This window comes from Enterobacter cloacae complex sp. P15RS, from assembly GCF_014895905.1.
Classification (GTDB): Bacteria; Pseudomonadota; Gammaproteobacteria; order Enterobacterales; family Enterobacteriaceae; genus Enterobacter; species Enterobacter quasihormaechei.
Genome location: NZ_JADBQL010000007.1, coordinates 25539 through 45148, shown reverse-complemented (window position 1 = coordinate 45148; position 19610 = coordinate 25539). Strand labels below are relative to the sequence as shown.

Genomic DNA, 19610 nt, shown 5'->3' with positions numbered 1-19610 from the left:
CATAGTCGATAAGCGCTATTTAGCGACTTCCCCCTCCACAGGAGGGGGAAGAAGGTTTAGCTTTTCGCCAGGTAATCGACAATTTTTTGGGTATCCGCAAGCGAGCACAGCCGCGTTCCCTGATTGATGGTGGCCGCGCTCCCTGCCGCGACGCCATAGCGTGCCATCTCCAGAAGCGAAGCGCCCTGCGCCAGCTTCAGCACCATCGCGCCAACCATACTGTCACCTGCACCTACGGTGCTCTGGCTCTTCATCGGTGGTGGAACGACCTGCACACAGCCCGTCTTGTCGACGGCCAGCGCACCCTGAGGACCGAGAGAGACCACCACGCGATGCGCTTTGCCCGTACGTACCAGCTCTTCTGCGGCAGTACGCACGTCATCGGGCTGGTTGAGCTCGCGATTGACAAGCGCACTCAGCTCTTTCTGGTTAGGTTTCACGAGTTCAAGTTGCCCGGGTTCTAACGCCGCCTTCAGGGCTTCGCCTGAGCTATCAACAATGCAGCGGATGCCGCGCTGGAGCACCGCCTGAACCAGCGCCGTCAGCTTTTCTGTTTCAATGCCCGGCGGCAGGCTACCGCTGATGACCAGCAATGAGCCGCTTTCAATGGTCAGCACTTTCTCTTCCAGTTGACGAAACTCATCATCGCTCAGCTTTGCCCCCGGCATCACAAAACGATACTGTTCGCCGCTCGATTCAACATGAACGTGCAGGTTCTGCCGGGTCCAGTCTCTGGCGTCTACCGTGTCTACCGCAACCTGTTCATCTGCCAGCAACGCAACCAGATGTTCGCCCGTGGCGCCGCCAGCAGGGAAGATGGCGGTTGCTTTTCCGCCGAGATGGGTAATGGCGCGCGCCACGTTAATACCACCGCCACCGGGTTCAAACACCGGCGCGCTACAGCGCAGCTTACCTTCCGGGTAAATTTGCGGCGTCATGGTCGCGGAGTCGAGGGAAGGGGAGAGCGTCAGCGTGTAAATCGAAGCCATCATGACCTCCTTTTAGCATGGGTTCTTTTAAGCCTGGCACCGTTTGGCAGGAAGGCAACGTAAATAACAGTATGATTTTAAAAATGAATGCTGACAAATAACCCGCGCAGGACATATAAAATAAAACGCGTTTTGGGATCGTTCTTATTCAAAAAATGAAAGAAGAAATTATTGCTATGTTATTTGCGGCTTTTTATAATTTGTTACCTTTCTATGGTCGCCTTGTCATTGATCCGCAAGAAAGTTTCCGAGACCGTGACGGTCTCTTTTTATGTTGTACGGACTCCTTAAATATAATGAAGCTTTTGAAGACAGTACCCGCAGCACTGATGCTGGCGGGTGGCGTATTTGCGTCACTGAACGCAACCGCCGATGATACCGTTTTTACTGTCATGGACGACCCCTCCACTGCCAAAAAACCCTTTGAAGGTAACCTGAATGCCGGGTATCTGGCGCAATCCGGTAACACGAAAAGCTCCTCCCTGACCGCAGACAGCACCCTGACCTGGTACGGCAATACCACGGCCTGGTCGCTGTGGGGAAATGCCAGCAACACGTCTGCTAACGATGAACGCTCCTCGGAGAAATATGCGGTAGGCGGACGTAGCCGTTACAACATGACCGATTATGACTACCTGTTCGGGCAGGCGAGCTGGCTGACTGACCGCTTCAACGGCTATCGCCAGCGCGATGTCGTGACGGCGGGTTATGGTCGTCAGTTCCTGAATGGGCCGGTGCACAGCCTCCGTTTTGAATTCGGTCCGGGTGTGCGTTACGACGAGTACACCAACGGCGAAGATGAAACCCAGCCGCTGGGTTATGCATCGGGCACCTACGCATGGCAGATGACCGACAACGCTAAATTCACCCAGGGCGTGTCGGTGTTTGGTGCAGAAGATACTACCCTGAACTCTGAAAGCGCGTTGAACGTGGCCATCAACGAGCACTTTGGACTCAAGGTGGCGTACAACGTAACCTGGAACTCATCGCCCCCTGATTCTGCGCCGGAACATACCGATCGCAGAACCACGATTTCTTTAGGTTATAAAATGTAATTCCGTCGGGCTGAGATTCTTCTCGGCCCGTTTTTTATTTTTTGAAACTGTGCTTAATTATATTAAATGGCGTTTTAAAAATACCAGAATGCATCCTCTTCATAATTTCTCCATAATTAGGCGTGCACGGCTTATTCAGTTTATTTGACACGAATTGATAAATATTTTGACTAGGAAAAAGTGTGATCCAGATCTACACTTACGCCACAGGCAAAAAATCGCCTCAGGCTTTTTCTGCATTAATTTAGTATGAGAATAAAATTATGAAAACAATCAAAACTGCTACAGCAGCGATGGTGCTTTCCGCACTTTCATTTGGCGTCTTTGCTGCTGATAATATGACGCAACCTGCCAGTGACGCTAACAGCCAAATCGGAATCACCAACGCCTCTGATGTTGAAGCGGGCTCTAACATTGCCCCTGGCTCCCAGTCTACCGGCCAGTCAATGAACGATGCGTTTGATGTTCATAAGCTGGTAGCGGGTGAGTGGTCCTGATAAATTAACTGCCACGTTGTGATGGAATATAAACGCTATGACAACCTGTCGAAAACCGGATAATGATGTACCGGTTTTTCACAATCCGGTGGCGTAAAGAGAGTTAAACATTATTCAATAAATTAACGGCACGTTTACGCTGACCTCAGCACAAATGACTTCCCTTTCTGACAATACATTAACCCCAAATCATTGCAGCCCAGCGCAGCAGCAACATCGCGCCGCAAATAGCAATTAATACTACGACCATTTTCCAGTGCTTAACGGCAAATCTTTTTGTTGGCATAACCTAATCCTTGTCAGTTGATACCCTTAGTGTACCAAAGTCTGCGCCAGAAAGCGCTTTACCCGGGACAACAGGTTATGCCAGAACACCGGTTCGGCTCAAAACCACTGGAATCTGTTGGCCAGAATCAAAACCAGGCCAGCCGCGGAAAGTAGATTCAATATCACAACGGTTCTGCTGGATACGTTCACGTGATACCCCTTCGATGTTTAAGGACCAGATCAAGAATAGCTCAGCACTTTTGGATTGCGAGCCTCCGTCAGCAAAAGTTCATGAACGCATACAAAAGGATGAGCGGTTCAAAATGGTCGCAGAGGATGCATTCGCCCTTTCAATAGTGTTACCATTAGGCTGCTTGCCGTATATTCGCCTTTGTCTGATTTCGGCTGGCAGAGGATGACGAACCAATTTGACGATTGTTGGTCAGATGGTTCCTAATCTACTGTTTAATCACGATTATTTTCTTTGTATATGCTCTTATGTGTGGGGCATCACTGCAAATAAGGATATAAAATGCCTGTAATTACTCTTCCTGATGGCAGCCAACGCCATTTCGACCACGCTGTAAGCTCAATGGATGTAGCCCTGGACATCGGTCCTGGACTCGCAAAAGCAACCATTGCAGGCCGCGTAAACGGTGAGCTGGTAGATGCGTCTGATGTTATTGAAAACGATGCGACGCTCTCAATCATCACCGCGAAAGACGAAGAAGGTCTGGAGATCATTCGTCACTCCTGCGCGCACCTGTTAGGTCATGCTATCAAGCAGCTGTGGCCAAACACCAAAATGGCGATCGGCCCGGTTATCGACAACGGTTTCTACTACGACGTTGACCTTGACCACACCCTGACCCAGGAAGATATCGACGCGCTCGAAAAACGTATGCACGAGCTCGCCGAAACTAACTATGACGTCATCAAGAAGAAAGTCAGCTGGCACGAAGCGCGTGAAACCTTCGTGAAGCGCGGCGAGAGCTATAAAGTCTCGATTCTTGACGAAAACATTTCGCATGATGACAAGCCTGGCTTGTACCATCACGAAGAATACGTCGACATGTGCCGTGGACCGCACGTGCCGAATATGCGCTTCTGTCATCACTTTAAACTGATGAAAATCGCAGGCGCCTACTGGCGTGGCGACAGCAACAACAAGATGTTGCAGCGCATCTATGGTACCGCGTGGGCCGATAAAAAAGCCCTCAACGCGTACCTGCAACGCCTGGAAGAGGCGGCTAAACGTGACCACCGTAAAATCGGTAAGCAGCTTGACCTGTATCATATGCAGGAAGAAGCGCCGGGGATGGTGTTCTGGCATAACGACGGCTGGACTATCTTCCGTGAACTGGAAACGTTCGTACGCTCTAAGCTGAAAGAGTACCAGTATCAGGAAGTGAAAGGCCCGTTCATGATGGACCGTGTGCTGTGGGAAAAAACCGGCCACTGGGACAACTATAAAGATGCGATGTTCACCACCTCGTCTGAGAACCGTGAATACTGCATCAAGCCAATGAACTGCCCGGGCCACGTTCAGATCTTTAACCAGGGTCTGAAATCCTACCGCGATCTGCCGCTGCGTATGGCAGAGTTCGGTAGCTGCCACCGTAACGAACCATCAGGTGCGCTGCACGGTCTGATGCGCGTTCGTGGCTTTACTCAGGATGATGCGCATATCTTCTGTACTGAAGATCAGGTACGTGATGAAGTTAACGCCTGTATTCGTATGGTCTACGATATGTACAGCACCTTTGGCTTCGAGAAGATCGTGGTCAAACTCTCAACGCGTCCGGAAAAACGTATCGGCAGCGATGAGACATGGGATCGCGCAGAAGCGGATCTCGCCGTGGCGCTGGAAGAGAATGGGATTCCATTCGAATACCAGCTGGGCGAGGGCGCATTCTACGGTCCGAAAATTGAATTTACCCTGTATGACTGCCTCGATCGCGCATGGCAGTGCGGAACGGTACAGCTGGACTTCTCCCTGCCGCAGCGTTTAAGCGCCTCTTATGTTGGCGAAGACAACGAGCGTCAGGTGCCGGTCATGATTCACCGTGCTATTCTCGGTTCACTGGAGCGCTTCATCGGCATCCTGACCGAAGAGTTCGCGGGCTTCTTCCCAACCTGGCTTGCGCCAGTGCAGGTGGTAGTGATGAACATTACCGATTCTCAGGCGGATTACGTTAAAGAATTGACGCAGAAACTACAAAATGCGGGCATTCGCGTAAAAGCAGACTTGAGAAATGAGAAGATTGGCTTTAAAATCCGCGAGCACACTTTACGTCGTGTCCCGTATATGTTGGTCTGTGGTGATAAAGAGGTGGAAGCAGGCAAAGTTGCCGTTCGCACCCGCCGTGGTAAAGACCTGGGGAGCCTGGACGTAAGTGAAGTGATTGAGAAGCTGCAACAAGAGATTCGCAGCCGCAGTCTTCAACAACTGGAGGAATAAGGTATTAAAGGCGGAAAACGAGTTCAAACGGCACGTCCGAATCGTATCAATGGCGAGATTCGCGCCCAGGAAGTTCGCTTAACAGGTCTGGAAGGCGAGCAGCTGGGGATTGTGAGTCTGAGAGAAGCGATCGAAAAGGCTGAAGAAGCTGGAGTAGATTTAGTTGAAATCAGCCCTAACGCCGAACCGCCAGTTTGTCGTATCATGGACTACGGCAAGTTCCTTTATGAAAAGAGTAAGTCTTCTAAGGAACAGAAGAAGAAGCAAAAAGTTATCCAGGTTAAGGAAATTAAATTCCGTCCTGGTACCGACGATGGCGATTATCAGGTAAAACTCCGCAGCCTGATTCGCTTTCTGGAAGATGGCGATAAGGCCAAGATCACGCTGCGTTTCCGCGGTCGTGAGATGGCCCACCAACAGATTGGTATGGAAGTGCTTAACCGCGTCCGTGAAGATCTGAGTGAACTGGCAGTAGTCGAATCCTTCCCTACGAAGATCGAAGGCCGCCAGATGATCATGGTGCTCGCTCCTAAGAAGAAACAGTAAGGCCTTCAAGCAGCAGAATCTGTGGAGCCTTCGGGCCCCATAGGTTTTGTTCGCCTATGTTTCGTTTATTTAACAATGCGAAGTGGAATTTATTAAAATGCCAAAAATTAAGACCGTACGCGGTGCTGCTAAGCGCTTCAAAAAAACCGGTAAAGGTGGTTTTAAGCACAAGCACGCTAACCTGCGTCACATTCTGACTAAGAAAGCTACCAAGCGTAAACGTCACCTGCGTCCAAAAGCCATGGTTTCTAAAGGCGATCTGGGCCTGGTCATCGCGTGCCTGCCGTACGCATAAGTCGTTAACGTTTAACTTTTTTAACTTAGAATAGATACAGGAGAGCACACATGGCTCGCGTAAAACGTGGTGTAATTGCACGTGCACGTCACAAGAAAATTTTGAAACAAGCTAAAGGCTACTACGGTGCGCGTTCACGCGTATACCGCGTTGCCTTCCAGGCTGTTATCAAAGCAGGTCAGTACGCTTACCGTGACCGTCGTCAGCGTAAGCGTCAGTTCCGTCAACTGTGGATTGCGCGTATCAACGCAGCAGCACGTCAGAACGGTATTTCTTACAGCAAATTCATCAACGGCCTGAAAAAAGCCTCTGTTGAAATCGACCGTAAGATCCTGGCTGACATCGCAGTATTCGACAAAGTAGCGTTCACCGCTCTGGTCGAAAAAGCGAAAGCAGCACTGGCATAAGCCAGTTGAAAGAGGAGGCTTTGCCTCCTCTTTTCATTCAACACCATCAGAAGATTGACATTTATCCGTGCAGGCTTTTCAATAAGGTCTTAACGGTTTTTACCCTACAAGGTAACGCAAGCATGAATGCTGCTATTTTCCGCTTCTTCTTTTACTTTAGCACCTGACATCAGGAGGCTAGCGCGTGAAAGATGAAACGAAAAACAGCGCCAGATAAGCCTCCCGATGGAGGCTTTTTTTGTGCCTGAATTTGAGAGAATACGTCCAACAATTCGGTGTCTGCACCGACATAATGAGGAAAACCATGTCACATCTCGCAGAGCTGGTTGCCAGTGCAACGGCCGCCATTAACCAGGCCTCAGATGTTGCCGCGTTAGACAATGTCCGCGTCGAATATCTGGGCAAGAAAGGGCATTTGACCCTTCAGATGACTACCCTGCGTGAACTGCCAGCAGAGGAACGCCCGGCAGCAGGTGCAGTGATTAACGAAGCCAAAGAGCAGGTACAGCAGGCGCTAAACGCCCGTAAAGCCGAGCTGGAAAGCGCCGTACTGAATGCGCGTCTGGCAGCAGAAACCATCGACGTTTCTCTGCCGGGGCGTCGTATTGAAAACGGCGGCCTGCATCCGGTTACCCGCACCATCGATCGTATTGAAAGTTTCTTCGGTGAGCTCGGCTTTACCGTGGCGACTGGCCCGGAAATCGAAGATGATTACCACAACTTCGATGCCCTGAATATTCCTGGCCATCATCCGGCACGTGCTGACCACGACACTTTCTGGTTCGACGCCACCCGTCTGCTGCGTACCCAGACCTCCGGCGTTCAGATCCGCACCATGAAGGAACAGGAACCGCCTATCCGCATCATCGCGCCGGGCCGCGTATACCGTAACGACTACGATCAGACGCACACCCCAATGTTCCACCAGATGGAAGGTCTGATTGTTGATAAAAACATCAGCTTTACCAATCTGAAAGGCACGCTGCACGATTTCCTGAACAACTTCTTTGAGGAAGATTTGCAGGTTCGCTTCCGTCCGTCCTACTTCCCGTTCACCGAACCGTCTGCGGAAGTGGACGTGATGGGTAAAAACGGCAAATGGCTGGAAGTGCTGGGCTGCGGCATGGTGCATCCAAACGTGCTGCGCAACGTGGGTATCGATCCAGAAGTGTATTCCGGCTTTGCGTTCGGTATGGGCATGGAGCGTCTGACCATGCTGCGCTACGGCGTAACCGATTTACGTGCGTTCTTCGAAAACGATCTGCGTTTCCTCAAACAGTTTAAATAAGGGCAGGACAGAACAATGAAATTCAGTGAACTGTGGTTACGCGAATGGGTTAACACCACGCTGGACAGCGAAGCGCTTTCCAACCAGATCACCATGGCGGGCCTGGAAGTTGATGGCGTAGAGCCCGTATCTGGCGCTTTCACCGGCGTAGTAGTAGGTGAAGTGGTGGAGTGCGGCCAGCATCCTAACGCCGACAAACTGCGCGTAACAAAAGTGAACGTGGGCGGTGACCGTCTGCTGGATATCGTCTGCGGCGCACCAAACTGCCGTCAGGGGCTGAAGGTGGCCGTGGCGACCGTGGGCGCGGTACTGCCGGGCGATTTCAAAATCAAAGCCGCTAAACTGCGCGGTGAGCCGTCTGAAGGCATGCTGTGCTCCTTCTCCGAGCTGGGGATTTCCGACGATCACAACGGCATCATCGAGCTGCCGCTGGATGCGCCGATTGGCACTGACATCCGCGAATACCTGAAGCTTGATGATAACACCATCGAAATCAGCGTGACGCCTAACCGTGCCGACTGCCTGGGCATCATCGGCGTGGCCCGCGACGTGGCCGTGCTGAACCAGACCGAGCTGAACGTGCCGGAGATCGCGCCGGTTGAAGCCACCATCAGCGACACGCTGCCAATTCAGGTTGACGCCGTTGACGCCTGTCCGCGCTACCTGGGTCGCGTGGTGAAAGGCATTAACGTTAAAGCGCCAACCCCACTGTGGATGAAAGAGAAACTGCGTCGCTGCGGTATCCGTTCTATCGACGCGGTGGTTGACGTCACTAACTACGTTCTGCTGGAGCTGGGCCAGCCAATGCACGCGTTCGATAAAGATCGTATCGAAGGCGGTATTGTGGTGCGCATGGCGAAAGAAGGCGAAACCCTGGTGCTGCTGGACGGCAGCGAAGCGAAGCTGAACGCCGACACCCTGGTGATTGCTGACCACAGCAAAGCGCTGGCGATGGGCGGTATCTTCGGTGGGGAGCACTCTGGCGTCAATGACGAGACGCAAAACGTCCTGCTGGAATGCGCGTTCTTCAGCCCGCTCTCCATTACTGGTCGCGCGCGTCGTCACGGCCTGCACACTGACGCCTCTCACCGCTATGAGCGTGGCGTAGATCCTGCGCTGCAATACAAAGCGATGGAGCGTGCGACCCGCCTGCTGATCGACATCTGCGGCGGTGAAGCCGGTCCGGTTATCGATGTGACCAACGACGCGACGCTGCCGAAGCGTGCGACCATTACCCTGCGCCGCAGCAAGCTGGATCGCCTGATTGGTCATCACGTTGCCGATGCGCAGGTGACCGACATTCTGACGCGTCTGGGCTGTGAAGTGACAGAAGGTCAGGACGAGTGGAAAGCCGTTGCGCCATCCTGGCGTTTCGACATGGAGATCGAAGAAGATCTGGTGGAAGAAGTGGCCCGCGTTTACGGCTACAACAACATCCCTGACGAGCCGGTGCAGGCGGGTCTGGTGATGGGCAGCCATCGTGAAGCCGACCTGTCTCTGAAGCGTGTGAAAACCATGCTGAACGACAAAGGCTACCAGGAAGTGATCACCTACAGCTTCGTTGATCCTAAGCTGCAACAGCTGATCCACCCGGGTCAGGAAGCCCTGATCCTGCCAAGCCCGATTTCCAGCGAGATGTCAGCGATGCGTCTGTCCCTGTGGACCGGCCTGCTGGGCACTGTCGTTTATAACCAGAACCGTCAGCAAAACCGCGTGCGTATTTTCGAAAGCGGCTTGCGCTTTGTACCGGATACTCAGGCGAATTTAGGCATCCGTCAGGATCTCATGCTGGCGGGCGCCATCAGCGGTAACCGCTATGAAGAGCACTGGGATCTGGCAAAAGGGACGGTTGATTTCTACGATATGAAAGGCGATCTGGAAGCTATTCTCGATTTGACCGGTAAATTATCCGAAATTGAATTCCGTGCAGAAGCGATTCCGGCCCTGCATCCGGGCCAGAGTGCGGCGATTTATTTAGACGGCAAACGCGTTGGTTTCATTGGCGTTGTTCACCCAGAGCTGGAACGTAAGCTGGACCTGAATGGCCGTACCATCGTGTTCGAGCTGGAGTGGAGCCCTGTTGCAGACCGCGTGATTCCTCAGGCGCAGGACATCTCTCGCTTCCCTGCAAACCGCCGTGATATCGCGGTTGTGGTCGCCGAAAATGTGCCCGCAGCAGATATTTTGGCCGAATGTAAGAAAGTTGGCGTAAATCAGGTAGTTGGCGTAAACTTATTTGACGTGTACCGCGGCAAGGGCGTAGCAGAAGGTTTCAAGAGCCTCGCTATTAGCCTTATCCTTCAGGATACCAGCCGTACACTCGAAGAAGAGGAGATTGCCGCTACCGTCGCCAAATGTGTAGAGGCATTAAAAGAGCGATTCCAGGCATCATTGAGGGATTGAACCTATGGCGCTTACAAAAGCTGAAATGTCAGAATATCTGTTTGATAAGCTTGGGCTTAGCAAACGGGATGCCAAAGAGCTGGTAGAGCTGTTTTTCGAAGAGATCCGTCGTGCTCTGGAAAATGGTGAGCAGGTAAAACTCTCCGGCTTTGGCAATTTTGATTTGCGAGACAAAAACCAACGTCCGGGCCGTAACCCGAAGACGGGGGAAGATATTCCCATTACAGCCCGCCGCGTGGTGACCTTCAGACCCGGTCAGAAGTTAAAAAGCCGTGTCGAAAACGCAACGCCCAAAGCAGAGTAATATGAACTAACTAAAAAGGCCGCTCACGCGGCCTTTTTTCTTTGCGCTATTTGCCAAACCCGCCGTAAAATCAATGATATCTCAACCGGATAACCTATCGTCTATGCTTGATCTTGCCCGTCGCCAGCACCGCTCCGATCTCCGCCGCCTGTGTCTGCTTGGGGTGCTGTTACTTATCGCCACCACGGTCAGCCTGTGTGCGGGCGATCGGTGGCTGGGGCCGGCAAGCTGGTTTACGCCGGAGGGACAGATCTTTGTCTGGCAGATCCGCCTGCCGCGGACGCTGGCGGTCGTTTTAGTCGGCGCTGCCCTGGCGCTGTGCGGCACGATCATGCAGGCACTGTTTGAAAACCCGCTGGCGGAACCCGGTCTTCTGGGGGTGTCGAATGGCGCAGGCGTCGGGCTAATCGCCGCCGTGATGCTGGGAGGAGGCGAGCTCTCCGCCGGGGGGATTAGCCTCAGCGCCATTGTTGGCGCGCTGTTGATAACCCTCATCCTGCTGCGCTTTGCCCGACGCCACTTATCCACCAGCCGACTGCTGCTTGCCGGGGTGGCGTTAGGGATCATCTGTAGTGCGCTGATGACCTGGGCCGTCTACTTCTCCACCTCTTTTGATCTGCGCCAGTTGATGTACTGGATGATGGGGGGCTTTGGGGGCGTTGACTGGCGTCAGGGGTGGCTGATGCTGCTCCTGCTCCCGGTCATTCTGTGGACGGCATTCCAGGCGCAGCCGCTGAATATGCTCGCGCTGGGTGAAACGTCTGCTCGTCAGCTTGGGATGCCGATTGGGTTCTGGCGCAACGTGCTGGTTATCGCCATCGGCTGGATGGTGGGCGTAAGCGTGGCGCTGGCGGGCGCGATTGGCTTTATTGGGCTGGTGATCCCGCATATGCTGCGTCTGTGCGGCATTACGGACCATCGAACCCTGCTCCCGGCCACGGCGATTGCCGGGGCGGCAACGCTGCTGATTGCCGATATCATCGCCCGGCTCGCTCTGACCGCCGCAGAACTGCCCATTGGCGTGGTGACCGCGACGCTGGGCGCGCCGGTCTTTATCTGGCTATTATTGAAAGCTGGACGTTAACACACTACCCGTAAGTCAACCTGAGGGAATGCTATGCAGTCTGATATTCTGAATACCGAAGTGACCACCATTGACGGCGAGAAAACCACGCTGGAAGGCTACAAGGGCAAGGTGCTGCTCATCGTGAACGTGGCGTCGAAATGCGGCCTGACGCCGCAGTATGAACAGCTGGAAAATATTCATAAAGCCTGGGAAAAAGACGGTTTTACCGTGCTCGGCTTCCCGTGCAACCAGTTCCTGGGGCAGGAGCCGGGCAGCGAAGAGGAGATTAAGACCTTTTGCAGCACGACCTATGGCGTGACGTTCCCGATGTTCAGCAAAATTGATGTGAACGGGGAAAATCGTCATCCGCTGTATGCCAAGCTGGTGGCCGCGGCGCCGACTGCGGTTGCGCCTGAAGAGAGTGGTTTCTACGAGCGCATGGCAAGCAAAGGCCGGGCGCCGCTCTATCCGGACGATATTCTGTGGAACTTCGAAAAATTCCTGATTGGCCGTGACGGTCAGGTCGTGCAGCGTTTTTCCCCGGACATGACGCCTGAAGATCCTATCGTGATGGAATCTATCAAGCTGGCGCTGGCGAAATAATGTCGCTCCTGATGCAGCTCACAGACGTTGCCGGGAAGGGACGTCTTGAGCCTGTAACCGCCACCGTCAACGCAGGTGAAATACTTCACCTGGTTGGGCCAAACGGTGCCGGGAAGAGCACGCTGCTGGCGCGCATGGCGGGGCTGACTGCCGGGGAAGGGGAGATTACCTTTCTTGGGCAATCTCTTGACAAATGGCTACCCGCCACGCTCGCCTCCCGTCGAAGCTATCTGGTTCAGCAGCATATGCCGCCGTTTGCGATGCCGGTCTGGCACTACCTGACGCTGCATCTGCCTGATAAAAATCAGGTGGCATTGCTCCACGACGTTGCCGCGGCGCTCGGGTTAGACGATAAGCTCACCCGACAGGCCAGCCAGCTTTCCGGCGGCGAGTGGCAGCGCGTGCGTCTGGCCGCCGTCATTCTTCAGATCCATCCGTCCGGAAATCCTCACGGGCGGTTGCTGCTGCTGGACGAGCCGATGAGCGGGCTGGACGTTGCCCAGCAGGCCGCGCTGGATGCCCTGCTCAGCGCGCTCTGCCGCAAGGGCATTACCATTGTGATGAGCAGTCATGATTTAAACCATACGTTGCGCCACGCCCATCGGGTGTGGTTACTGGCCCGTGGCAAGCTGATTGCCAGCGGACCGCGCGACAGCGTGCTGACGGCTCCCAATCTTGCCAGTGCTTACCACATGTCGTTCCGGAGGCTGGATATTGAAGGCCACAAGATGCTCATCTCCACGGCGCAGGAATAACCTTTCTTGCACAGCCGCATAGATGCACGCTAAATTACCGAAAGAACAAAAAAAGCAGAGGATTCGTCTGAAATGCGATTCTGGTTTCTCCTTGTTGCGGCGCTCTTTCTTGCAGGATGCAGTAGCCATCGTGCTCCTCCGCCCAACCCACGGCTTTCCGATTCCATTACGGTCATTGCCAGCCTGAACGATCAGCTCAGCAACTGGCGCGGCACTCCCTATCGCTACGGTGGCATGAGCCGGGGCGGGGTGGATTGCTCGGGATTCGTGCTGATGACCTTCCGCGATAAATTTGATCTACAGCTTCCGCGTGAAACGCGTATGCAGGCGGAGATCGGCACTGAGATTGATAAAGACGAGCTCCTGCCCGGCGACCTGGTCTTTTTTAAAACAGGCTCCGGTGAAAGCGGCCTTCATGTCGGTATTTATGACACCGATAATCAGTTCATTCATGCCTCGACCAGCCGTGGCGTGATGCGCTCCTCTCTCGATAATGTTTACTGGCGTAAAAACTTCTGGCAGGCCAGACGTATTTAACCGATGCATAAAGATGCAGTGCGGGGAGCCTGGCGGTGAATATAGCCGTCAGGCTTTTCTTACGGGTTGATTAAAGTTAAATTTTTGCCCAATTATTTATGTCGGCATGTGCCTGTTTTATCTAAAACTGGCTATTATTCAATAACCAGGATAAAATTATTAAAGATTCAGGGAAAAATCTGAAAATTAATACGGAAAGAATGAAATTAAACTTATTAAAATCAAGACAGTGGAATTGTGCCTGCAATTGCTCCAGGATGTTCTCTCTCATCTTTAATGCAGGACAAGCGCGATGATTATTACGCTAGATAATGCTTACCAGTCTGAACTTTTACTGCTTCCGGCGCGTGATAGTGCAGGTTTGCTTAAAGGTTTAGAGATTTTGGTTAACTTTACTGGCGTGGGTACGGACGTACGAATCCCGACGGAACTGGTTATCCCGCATCTTTCCCGGGAAGATGAATTAGCGCTGTTTCAGGAGAAACTGCAATTACTCGATACCTGTAAGCTATTTTTTATTCAGCATCAGTTAATTGCATGGATCAATATTACACCCGCAATTGTTGAGTTTTTATTAACTAATGAGAACGCTGTTTCAATCCTTGAGCGTTATCCGTTTCTTGAGTTTACTGTTAATGAGAACTATCCAGGTTTAAATAACGGAAAAGACGATCTGACGCTGGCAAGAATGGCGATCCATTTCCCATTAGTGCTGGCTAACTTTGGTGCAGGGGCAGCGTCCCTTAAGCCGGTTTATGATGGTTTGTTCAAACGGGTCATTCTGGATAAAAACTTCATCCAGCAGCGCGTTTCGGCGCTCTCCTTTGAGCCTTTTATGCGCGCTATCCTCTGGCAAATCGCGCCGCACTGTCAGTCGGTCATGGTCTCAGGAATTGACGATCACGGCATCCTGCAACGCGTGCTGTCCTTCAATTTTGGTGCAATGCAGGGCACCCTGTGGCCTGCCGTCCCGGCTGAACGCGTCACGACCCTCGTTCAGCAATAACCCCTTTCTTCACCCGTGTTTACGTTCAGGGAAACCCTCTACACTTAAAGCAGGAGGACTTATGACCCTGTCTTTTACTGCCCACTGGCATGATGAACTACCCGGCTTTTACACCGCGCTTAAGCCAACGCCTTTACAGAATGCGCGTCTGATCTGGCATAACGATGCGTTAGCGGATTCGCTTGGCATCCCTTCGTCTCTTTTTCAGCCAGAAAAAGGTGCCGGCGTCTGGGGTGGCGAAACGCTGCTTCCGGGCATGAAGCCGCTGGCTCAGGTTTACAGCGGACATCAGTTTGGCGTCTGGGCGGGACAGCTCGGCGATGGTCGCGGCATCCTGCTGGGTGAACAGGTGTTGCCGAATGGCGAAACGCGCGACTGGCACCTGAAAGGGGCAGGGCTGACCCCATACTCTCGCATGGGGGATGGCCGCGCGGTGCTGCGCTCAACCATCCGTGAAGGTCTGGCGTCGGAAGCCATGCATGCGCTGGGGATCCCCACCTCACGCGCGCTGTCGATTGTCACCAGCGACACGCCGGTTGCCCGCGAGACGATGGAGCAGGGAGCGATGCTGATCCGCGTGGCCGAAAGCCATCTGCGTTTCGGCCATTTTGAACACTTCTATTATCGCCGCGAGCCGGATAAGGTCCGCCAGCTTGCCGATTACGCCATTCGTCGTCACTGGCCGCATCTGCAAAACGAAGCGGACCGCTATGTTCTCTGGTTCCGCGATGTCGTCGCGCGCACCGCCTCCATGATTGCCCGCTGGCAGGCCGTCGGCTTTGCGCACGGCGTGATGAATACCGACAATATGTCCCTGTTGGGGCTGACGTTTGACTATGGTCCGTACGGCTTCCTTGATGACTATCAGCCGGGTTACATCTGTAACCACTCGGACTATCAGGGGCGTTACCGGTTCGACAACCAGCCTGCGGTGGGGCTGTGGAACCTCCAGCGTCTTGCACAAAGCCTGTCGCCGTTTATCGACGTCGATGCCCTGAACGATGCGCTCGACAGCTATCAGGAGGTGTTGCTGCGGGAATACGGCGCGTTAATGCGCAACAAGCTGGGCCTCATGACGCAGGAAAAAGGCGATAACGCGCTGCTGAATGGGCTGTTTGCGATCATGGCGCGGGAAGGCAGCGACTATACCCGAATCTTCCGTATGCTCAGCCAGACCATGCAGCAGAGCGCCGCGTCACCGCTGCGCGACGAGTTCATTGATCGACAGGCGTTTGATGAATGGTTTGCCGCTTACCGCGCGCGTTTGCAGCAGGAGCAGATTGACGATGATACCCGTCAGGCGCAGATGAAGGCGGTTAACCCGGCGATGGTGTTGCGCAACTGGCTGGCGCAGCGGGCCATTGAGCAGGCAGAGCAGGGGGATTATACCGAGCTGCACCGGCTGCATCTCGCCCTGCGTACGCCGTTTGCCGACCGGGACGATGACTATGTCAGCCGCCCGCCGGACTGGGGCAAGCGGCTGGAAGTGAGCTGCTCAAGCTAAGGGGCGAGAAAAACCTGCGGCGCGGCATGCGCCGGATGCGTGCCGACGTGCACCTGTGCACCGTACCAGCGGGCCAGCGCGTCGGCCTGCAAAACTGTCTCCGGCATGCCCTCAGAAACAATCCTCCCGTTGTGGAGCAGCAGGATCCTGTCTGACCATAACGCGGCAAGGTTGAGATCGTGCAGCACCACGCACACGTGAAGATGGCCCTGACGGGTCAGGGATTTCAGCAGACGCAGCAGATGCTGCTGGTGATAGAGATCCAGCGCGGAAGTGGGTTCGTCGAGAAACAGCCAGCCGCGCGGCGTTCCGTCACGCCACAGCTGCGCCAGCGCACGGGCGAGCTGAACGCGCTGCTGCTCGCCGCCCGAGAGGGCATGATAGCGCCTGCCGGCCAGCGGCAGGCAACCGGTCAGCTGCAACACCTCACGCACAATCGACGGTTCCGGGTGCCGCGTCCAGGGCGCACGCCCCATTCCAACGATCTCCTCCACCTGCCAGTCAAATCCTGGCTGAGTATGCTGGCGCATCACCGCCCGATAGCGGGACAGCGTTTCCGGCGGCCATTCGCCCAGGGTTTTCCCCGCCAGCGAACAGCGGCCGCTGTCGGGCTTCAGGTAGCCTGTCAGCAGCCGCAGCAGCGTCGATTTCCCCGCACCGTTGGGGCCGATCAGCGTCACCAGCTCTCCCTGCGACAGTGACAGCGAAATATTATCCGTCAGCGTGCGGCCAGACCGGGTAAGGGTAAGATTTTCAGCCGTATAGCGTTCAGCCATGCTGTTCTCCACGCCGAAAGATAAGCCATAAGAACCAGGGGGCACCAAGGATGCTGGTAAGCAGGCCGACCGGCATTTCTGCCGGGGCGACCAGGGTGCGCGCCACCGTATCCGCCACCAGCAGCAGAAGCGCGCCCGCAAGTATCGCACCGGGGAGCGTTGCGCGGTGATCGGCACCCAGCCACATGCGCATCAGGTGCGGCACCACGAGCCCGACAAAGCCAATCACGCCGCTGACGGCGACAGCCGCCGCGACCAGCAGGGCGCTGCAAAACAGTAAGATTCGCTGTACCAGGGCAACGTCCACGCCAAGGTAATGCGCTTCCTCTTCACCCAGTTGCAGCAAATTTAACGCGCTGGCACAACGCCAGATCGCCAGAACGGCAGGCACCATCAGCGAGGTCACGGCCAACAGCGTTGACCACTGCGCCTGACCGAGACTTCCCATTCCCCAGAGCGAAAGCTGGCGAAGCTGCGCGTCATTGCTGACCCACGAAAGTACGCCTACCGCCGCACCGCACAGGGCATTGATGGCGATCCCCACCAGCAACAGGCGTGACAGCGAGCCGTTACGCTGTCGGCTGAGCAGAAAGATCGCGGCTGTGGCCGCCAGCGCCCCAATGAATGCCGCCAGCATCGGGGCGTAGAGCATCATCAGCGCGGGCAAAGAGAGCGGAAGCACCACCCAGAGTGCGACGGCCAGCGCCGCGCCGCTGCTGATCCCGAGCAGGCCCGGGTCGGCCAGCGGATTGCGGAACAGTCCCTGCATGACGCAACCGGCAAGCGCCAGCGATCCGCCAATCACCAGCGCCAGCAGCACGCGGGGCAGACGGATGGTTAGCCAGATCTGGCGCAGCGTCTCATCGCTGCTGCTCCACAGCACGTTCACCGGCAGGCGTAACGCCCCAAAACCGGTGGCGGTGAACGTTATGACGGTGAGCGCCCCCGCCAGAAGCCACAGCGAGAGCGTGATGCGCCGGGACATCAGGGCAGTTGCTCCGCTCTGGTTCGCAGCTGCTGAATGGCTTTCGGCGTACGGACGCTAAAGCCCAGCAGGGCCATGTCATCAATGGCCAGCACCTGCCTGTTTCGTCCCGCTGGCGTTTGCGCCAGGCCGGGCAGTTTCCACAGATTTTCTTCACCGCCCAGCGCGGTGAGGCCGTCCTGCGAGATCACCACCAGATCCGGCTGGCTGGCCATCACTCCCTCCTGCGAGAGCGGCTGATAGCGGGTAAAGCCCTGCATGGCGTTCTGCAACCCGGCAGCGCGGATTGCGGCATCCGCGCCGGTCTGTTGCCCGGCCGCCATTGCGGTCATCCCGCCGTGGCTGAGGATAAACAGCACCCGCTTGTTGAGCGGTGACGAGGGGAGTGCCGCCAGCGCCTGACGCAGCGAGCTGCGCAGGATTTCCCCTTGCGCCTCATGATGCGTCGCCTGGGCTATCACCCGCACTTTTTCGTCAATCGCGCGCAGGTCCGGGGTGCCGGGAACGGTCACCACCCTGACGTGGCTCTGTTCAACCTGCTTCAGCGCCAGTGATGGCTGCGCCTGGTCGCTTGCCAGCACCAGCGTCGGGCGCACGGACAAAATCCCCTCCGCGTTGAGCTGGCGCAGGTATCCCACGTCAGGCAGCGCTGTCGTTGCCTGCGGCCACTGGCTGGTACTGTCGCGCGCAACCAGAGAGGACTCCGCGCCGAGGGCGTAGACGATCTCCGTCACGTCGCCGCCGAGGGCGACAATTCTCTCCGGCGCGGCGGCGGCGACCAGCGGCAGGGCGCAGAGCAGGGCAAACCAGTTTTTCATGCGGCCAGTCCTTCCGGCGTCAGGGCGTCAATCTGGCGACGCCACAGGCTCTGCTCCGGCTCGCCTTCAGTACGCTGACCGTAGAGTTGGGCGATTTGGGTGCCATCCGCCGCAAACAGCTCCAGGCTGGTGACGTGACCGTCCGCCGTCGGCTTGCGTGTTACCCACGTCTCCGCGACGGCCTCCTCCAGCAGGTGCAGGGTAAAGGTCGGGTTGAAGATGTTCAGCCAGCCCTTCATTGGCGTCAGTTTTTCCACCGCACCGGTGAAGATCTGCACGCAGCCGCGGTTGCCGACAAAGATCATGATTTCGTTTCCGTCCCGTCGCGCCGTCTCCAGCAACTGCGCCAGCGCGCTGTTTTCAACCTTACAGGCCAGATCGTCACTGACCAGACGAAACGCCTGCTGGCGGCTGAGGTTGTGGCGCTTGAGCAGGCTAAAGAACTGGTGCACGTCGGTCATGGCGCGCCACTCGTTCTCTACCGTACTGGCGTCTGCGCGCTCGGCATGCGCGGGCGCATCGGCCGCTTCCAGTTCCAAAGAGGGGTTATCAGCAATGATAAAACGGGTCAGCACGTCGCCCCAGGCGGCGACGTCGGTGCTATCCGTGGCGTAGACTTTCAGCAGCGCATCGCCCTGACGATCGAAGAACTGAATGCTCTGGCGTTCGCCGCGCGGGGTCGCCTCGCTGATGTGAAACGCGCTCGCCCACTGGTTGAGGAACAGACGCAGATCCAGCGCGCGCGGATTCAGCACCAGCCCGGCGTGGCCGCCGAGGTGCTGGTTAGTAAACGCCCCGACCTGTTCATGAACGGCGTACTCGTTACGGCAGATGCATTTGGTTTCGCCCACGGACTCCAGCGCCGCCAGAATGTCGCGGATCTCGCCGCGCAGCCGCCAGGCGTCGTGGCCGACGCGTGCATAAGCCAGCTCCGCCTCACTGATGTTCATTAAGCCGGCGATATCACGCGCGTACTTACCCGGATTTTCTTCTTTAAGCTCAAGCCAGCGTGTGTAGTGACGCATAATCTTATCCTTCTGAATCGTTG

At 55.4% G+C, this 19610-nt stretch carries 23 protein-coding genes and 1 other annotated feature; of the genes, 16 read left to right on the top strand and 7 right to left on the bottom strand.

Features of this window, described 5'->3' with window-relative positions:
- Window positions 1-56: 56 nt before the first annotated feature.
- Window positions 57-989: a 6-phosphofructokinase II gene (gene pfkB / locus IM267_RS04430; protein ID WP_063866465.1), complete on the bottom strand. Its 933-nt coding sequence runs from the start codon at window positions 987-989 to the stop codon at window positions 57-59.
- Window positions 990-1285: 296 nt separating this feature from the next.
- On the opposite strand from pfkB, the gene IM267_RS04425 reads away from it, so the two are divergent.
- A complete protein-coding gene (locus IM267_RS04425) occupies window positions 1286-2044 on the top strand; it encodes a YdiY family protein (RefSeq protein WP_063448980.1) in 759 nt (252 codons plus the stop codon).
- Between the two features lie 263 nt (window positions 2045-2307).
- Window positions 2308-2541, top strand: coding sequence for a hypothetical protein (locus IM267_RS04420; RefSeq protein WP_063448979.1), 234 nt, complete (start codon window positions 2308-2310; stop codon window positions 2539-2541).
- Window positions 2542-2719: 178 nt separating this feature from the next.
- On the opposite strand, the gene yniD is transcribed toward IM267_RS04420, so the two are convergent.
- Window positions 2720-2827 carry a small membrane protein YniD gene (yniD, locus tag IM267_RS04415; protein ID WP_003857815.1) on the bottom strand — a complete coding sequence of 36 codons (108 nt, stop codon included), beginning with the start codon at window positions 2825-2827 and terminating at the stop codon, window positions 2720-2722.
- 98 nt (window positions 2828-2925) lie between these two features.
- The gene (yncL, locus tag IM267_RS04410; protein WP_074160885.1) at window positions 2926-3018 is read right to left on the bottom strand and encodes a stress response membrane protein YncL; all 93 of its coding nucleotides are present in this window, start codon (window positions 3016-3018) and stop codon (window positions 2926-2928) included.
- Between the two features lie 322 nt (window positions 3019-3340).
- Between yncL and thrS the strand changes: the two genes are divergently transcribed.
- The 14 genes from thrS (at window position 3341) to selO (ending at window position 15983) form a co-directional block, all read left to right on the top strand.
- Window positions 3341-5269 carry a threonine--tRNA ligase gene (thrS, locus tag IM267_RS04405; protein WP_193032890.1) on the top strand — a complete coding sequence of 643 codons (1929 nt, stop codon included), beginning with the start codon at window positions 3341-3343 and terminating at the stop codon, window positions 5267-5269.
- A gap of 3 nt (window positions 5270-5272) precedes the next feature.
- Window positions 5273-5815, top strand: a complete 543-nt coding sequence (gene infC / locus IM267_RS04400; protein WP_059287945.1) for a translation initiation factor IF-3 — start codon at window positions 5273-5275, stop codon at window positions 5813-5815.
- A gap of 97 nt (window positions 5816-5912) precedes the next feature.
- Window positions 5913-6110, top strand: a complete 198-nt coding sequence (gene rpmI / locus IM267_RS04395; RefSeq protein ID WP_001124225.1) for a 50S ribosomal protein L35 — start codon at window positions 5913-5915, stop codon at window positions 6108-6110.
- Between the two features lie 50 nt (window positions 6111-6160).
- On the top strand, window positions 6161-6517 hold the full coding sequence (gene rplT / locus IM267_RS04390) for a 50S ribosomal protein L20 (RefSeq protein WP_000124850.1): 357 nt from the start codon (window positions 6161-6163) through the stop codon (window positions 6515-6517).
- A 117-nt stretch (window positions 6518-6634) separates the two neighbouring features.
- Window positions 6635-6759, top strand: a sequence feature (Phe leader region).
- Window positions 6640-6684, top strand: coding sequence for a pheST operon leader peptide PheM (gene pheM / locus IM267_RS04385; protein ID WP_001386830.1), 45 nt, complete (start codon window positions 6640-6642; stop codon window positions 6682-6684). Its footprint overlaps the feature before it by 45 nt.
- A gap of 62 nt (window positions 6760-6821) precedes the next feature.
- Window positions 6822-7805 (top strand): phenylalanine--tRNA ligase subunit alpha, encoded by a 984-nt coding sequence (pheS, locus tag IM267_RS04380; protein ID WP_003857809.1) that lies wholly within the window; start codon window positions 6822-6824, stop codon window positions 7803-7805.
- Window positions 7806-7820: 15 nt separating this feature from the next.
- On the top strand, window positions 7821-10208 hold the full coding sequence (gene pheT, locus IM267_RS04375; protein ID WP_063866466.1) for a phenylalanine--tRNA ligase subunit beta: 2388 nt from the start codon (window positions 7821-7823) through the stop codon (window positions 10206-10208).
- Window positions 10209-10212: 4 nt separating this feature from the next.
- Window positions 10213-10512, top strand: a complete 300-nt coding sequence (gene ihfA, locus IM267_RS04370) for an integration host factor subunit alpha (RefSeq protein ID WP_003857805.1) — start codon at window positions 10213-10215, stop codon at window positions 10510-10512.
- Between the two features lie 103 nt (window positions 10513-10615).
- Window positions 10616-11596 (top strand): vitamin B12 ABC transporter permease BtuC, encoded by a 981-nt coding sequence (btuC, locus tag IM267_RS04365; protein ID WP_193032889.1) that lies wholly within the window; start codon window positions 10616-10618, stop codon window positions 11594-11596.
- Between the two features lie 33 nt (window positions 11597-11629).
- Window positions 11630-12181 carry a glutathione peroxidase gene (locus IM267_RS04360; RefSeq protein WP_022650905.1) on the top strand — a complete coding sequence of 184 codons (552 nt, stop codon included), beginning with the start codon at window positions 11630-11632 and terminating at the stop codon, window positions 12179-12181.
- A complete protein-coding gene (gene btuD / locus IM267_RS04355) occupies window positions 12181-12936 on the top strand; it encodes a vitamin B12 ABC transporter ATP-binding protein BtuD (RefSeq protein WP_193032888.1) in 756 nt (251 codons plus the stop codon). Before IM267_RS04360 ends, btuD begins: the two co-directional genes overlap by 1 nt.
- A 72-nt stretch (window positions 12937-13008) precedes the next feature.
- Window positions 13009-13473: an NlpC/P60 family protein gene (locus IM267_RS04350; RefSeq protein ID WP_063448974.1), complete on the top strand. Its 465-nt coding sequence runs from the start codon at window positions 13009-13011 to the stop codon at window positions 13471-13473.
- 292 nt (window positions 13474-13765) lie between these two features.
- Window positions 13766-14479, top strand: coding sequence for an EAL domain-containing protein (locus IM267_RS04345; RefSeq protein WP_193032887.1), 714 nt, complete (start codon window positions 13766-13768; stop codon window positions 14477-14479).
- 61 nt (window positions 14480-14540) lie between these two features.
- Window positions 14541-15983 carry a protein adenylyltransferase SelO gene (gene selO / locus IM267_RS04340; protein ID WP_193032886.1) on the top strand — a complete coding sequence of 481 codons (1443 nt, stop codon included), beginning with the start codon at window positions 14541-14543 and terminating at the stop codon, window positions 15981-15983.
- Here selO and IM267_RS04335 read toward each other — a convergent pair.
- Genes IM267_RS04335 through chuS form a run of 4 tightly spaced genes read right to left on the bottom strand, consistent with a single transcriptional unit; the run spans window position 15980 to window position 19587 of the window.
- On the bottom strand, window positions 15980-16759 hold the full coding sequence (locus tag IM267_RS04335) for a heme ABC transporter ATP-binding protein (protein ID WP_193032885.1): 780 nt from the start codon (window positions 16757-16759) through the stop codon (window positions 15980-15982). The two genes, selO and IM267_RS04335, sit on opposite strands and share 4 nt — an antisense overlap.
- On the bottom strand, window positions 16752-17744 hold the full coding sequence (locus IM267_RS04330) for an iron ABC transporter permease (RefSeq protein ID WP_193032884.1): 993 nt from the start codon (window positions 17742-17744) through the stop codon (window positions 16752-16754). Before IM267_RS04330 ends, IM267_RS04335 begins: the two co-directional genes overlap by 8 nt.
- Window positions 17744-18562 carry a hemin ABC transporter substrate-binding protein gene (locus tag IM267_RS04325; RefSeq protein WP_193032883.1) on the bottom strand — a complete coding sequence of 273 codons (819 nt, stop codon included), beginning with the start codon at window positions 18560-18562 and terminating at the stop codon, window positions 17744-17746. Before IM267_RS04325 ends, IM267_RS04330 begins: the two co-directional genes overlap by 1 nt.
- The gene (gene chuS, locus IM267_RS04320) at window positions 18559-19587 is read right to left on the bottom strand and encodes a hematinate-forming heme oxygenase ChuS (protein ID WP_193032882.1); all 1029 of its coding nucleotides are present in this window, start codon (window positions 19585-19587) and stop codon (window positions 18559-18561) included. Before chuS ends, IM267_RS04325 begins: the two co-directional genes overlap by 4 nt.
- Between the last annotated feature and the right edge of the window lie 23 nt (window positions 19588-19610).

Bases quoted from the DNA above. Each gene is read 5' to 3' on its own strand.
- chuS (WP_193032882.1), bottom strand. From the start codon at position 19,587: ATGCGTCACTACACACGCTGGCTTGAGCTTAAAGAAGAAAATCCGGGT.
- IM267_RS04325 (WP_193032883.1), bottom strand. From the start codon at position 18,562: ATGAAAAACTGGTTTGCCCTGCTCTGCGCCCTGCCGCTGGTCGCCGCC.
- rplT (WP_000124850.1), top strand. From the start codon at position 6,161: ATGGCTCGCGTAAAACGTGGTGTAATTGCACGTGCACGTCACAAGAAA.
- IM267_RS04425 (WP_063448980.1), top strand. From the start codon at position 1,286: ATGAAGCTTTTGAAGACAGTACCCGCAGCACTGATGCTGGCGGGTGGC.
- IM267_RS04420 (WP_063448979.1), top strand. From the start codon at position 2,308: ATGAAAACAATCAAAACTGCTACAGCAGCGATGGTGCTTTCCGCACTT.
- pheT (WP_063866466.1), top strand. From the start codon at position 7,821: ATGAAATTCAGTGAACTGTGGTTACGCGAATGGGTTAACACCACGCTG.
- selO (WP_193032886.1), top strand. From the start codon at position 14,541: ATGACCCTGTCTTTTACTGCCCACTGGCATGATGAACTACCCGGCTTT.
- rpmI (WP_001124225.1), top strand. From the start codon at position 5,913: ATGCCAAAAATTAAGACCGTACGCGGTGCTGCTAAGCGCTTCAAAAAA.
- IM267_RS04360 (WP_022650905.1), top strand. From the start codon at position 11,630: ATGCAGTCTGATATTCTGAATACCGAAGTGACCACCATTGACGGCGAG.
- btuC (WP_193032889.1), top strand. From the start codon at position 10,616: ATGCTTGATCTTGCCCGTCGCCAGCACCGCTCCGATCTCCGCCGCCTG.
- IM267_RS04345 (WP_193032887.1), top strand. From the start codon at position 13,766: ATGATTATTACGCTAGATAATGCTTACCAGTCTGAACTTTTACTGCTT.
- IM267_RS04335 (WP_193032885.1), bottom strand. From the start codon at position 16,759: ATGGCTGAACGCTATACGGCTGAAAATCTTACCCTTACCCGGTCTGGC.
- btuD (WP_193032888.1), top strand. From the start codon at position 12,181: ATGTCGCTCCTGATGCAGCTCACAGACGTTGCCGGGAAGGGACGTCTT.
- IM267_RS04350 (WP_063448974.1), top strand. From the start codon at position 13,009: ATGCGATTCTGGTTTCTCCTTGTTGCGGCGCTCTTTCTTGCAGGATGC.
- thrS (WP_193032890.1), top strand. From the start codon at position 3,341: ATGCCTGTAATTACTCTTCCTGATGGCAGCCAACGCCATTTCGACCAC.
- pfkB (WP_063866465.1), bottom strand. From the start codon at position 989: ATGGCTTCGATTTACACGCTGACGCTCTCCCCTTCCCTCGACTCCGCG.
- ihfA (WP_003857805.1), top strand. From the start codon at position 10,213: ATGGCGCTTACAAAAGCTGAAATGTCAGAATATCTGTTTGATAAGCTT.
- yniD (WP_003857815.1), bottom strand. From the start codon at position 2,827: ATGCCAACAAAAAGATTTGCCGTTAAGCACTGGAAAATGGTCGTAGTA.
- IM267_RS04330 (WP_193032884.1), bottom strand. From the start codon at position 17,744: ATGTCCCGGCGCATCACGCTCTCGCTGTGGCTTCTGGCGGGGGCGCTC.
- pheS (WP_003857809.1), top strand. From the start codon at position 6,822: ATGTCACATCTCGCAGAGCTGGTTGCCAGTGCAACGGCCGCCATTAAC.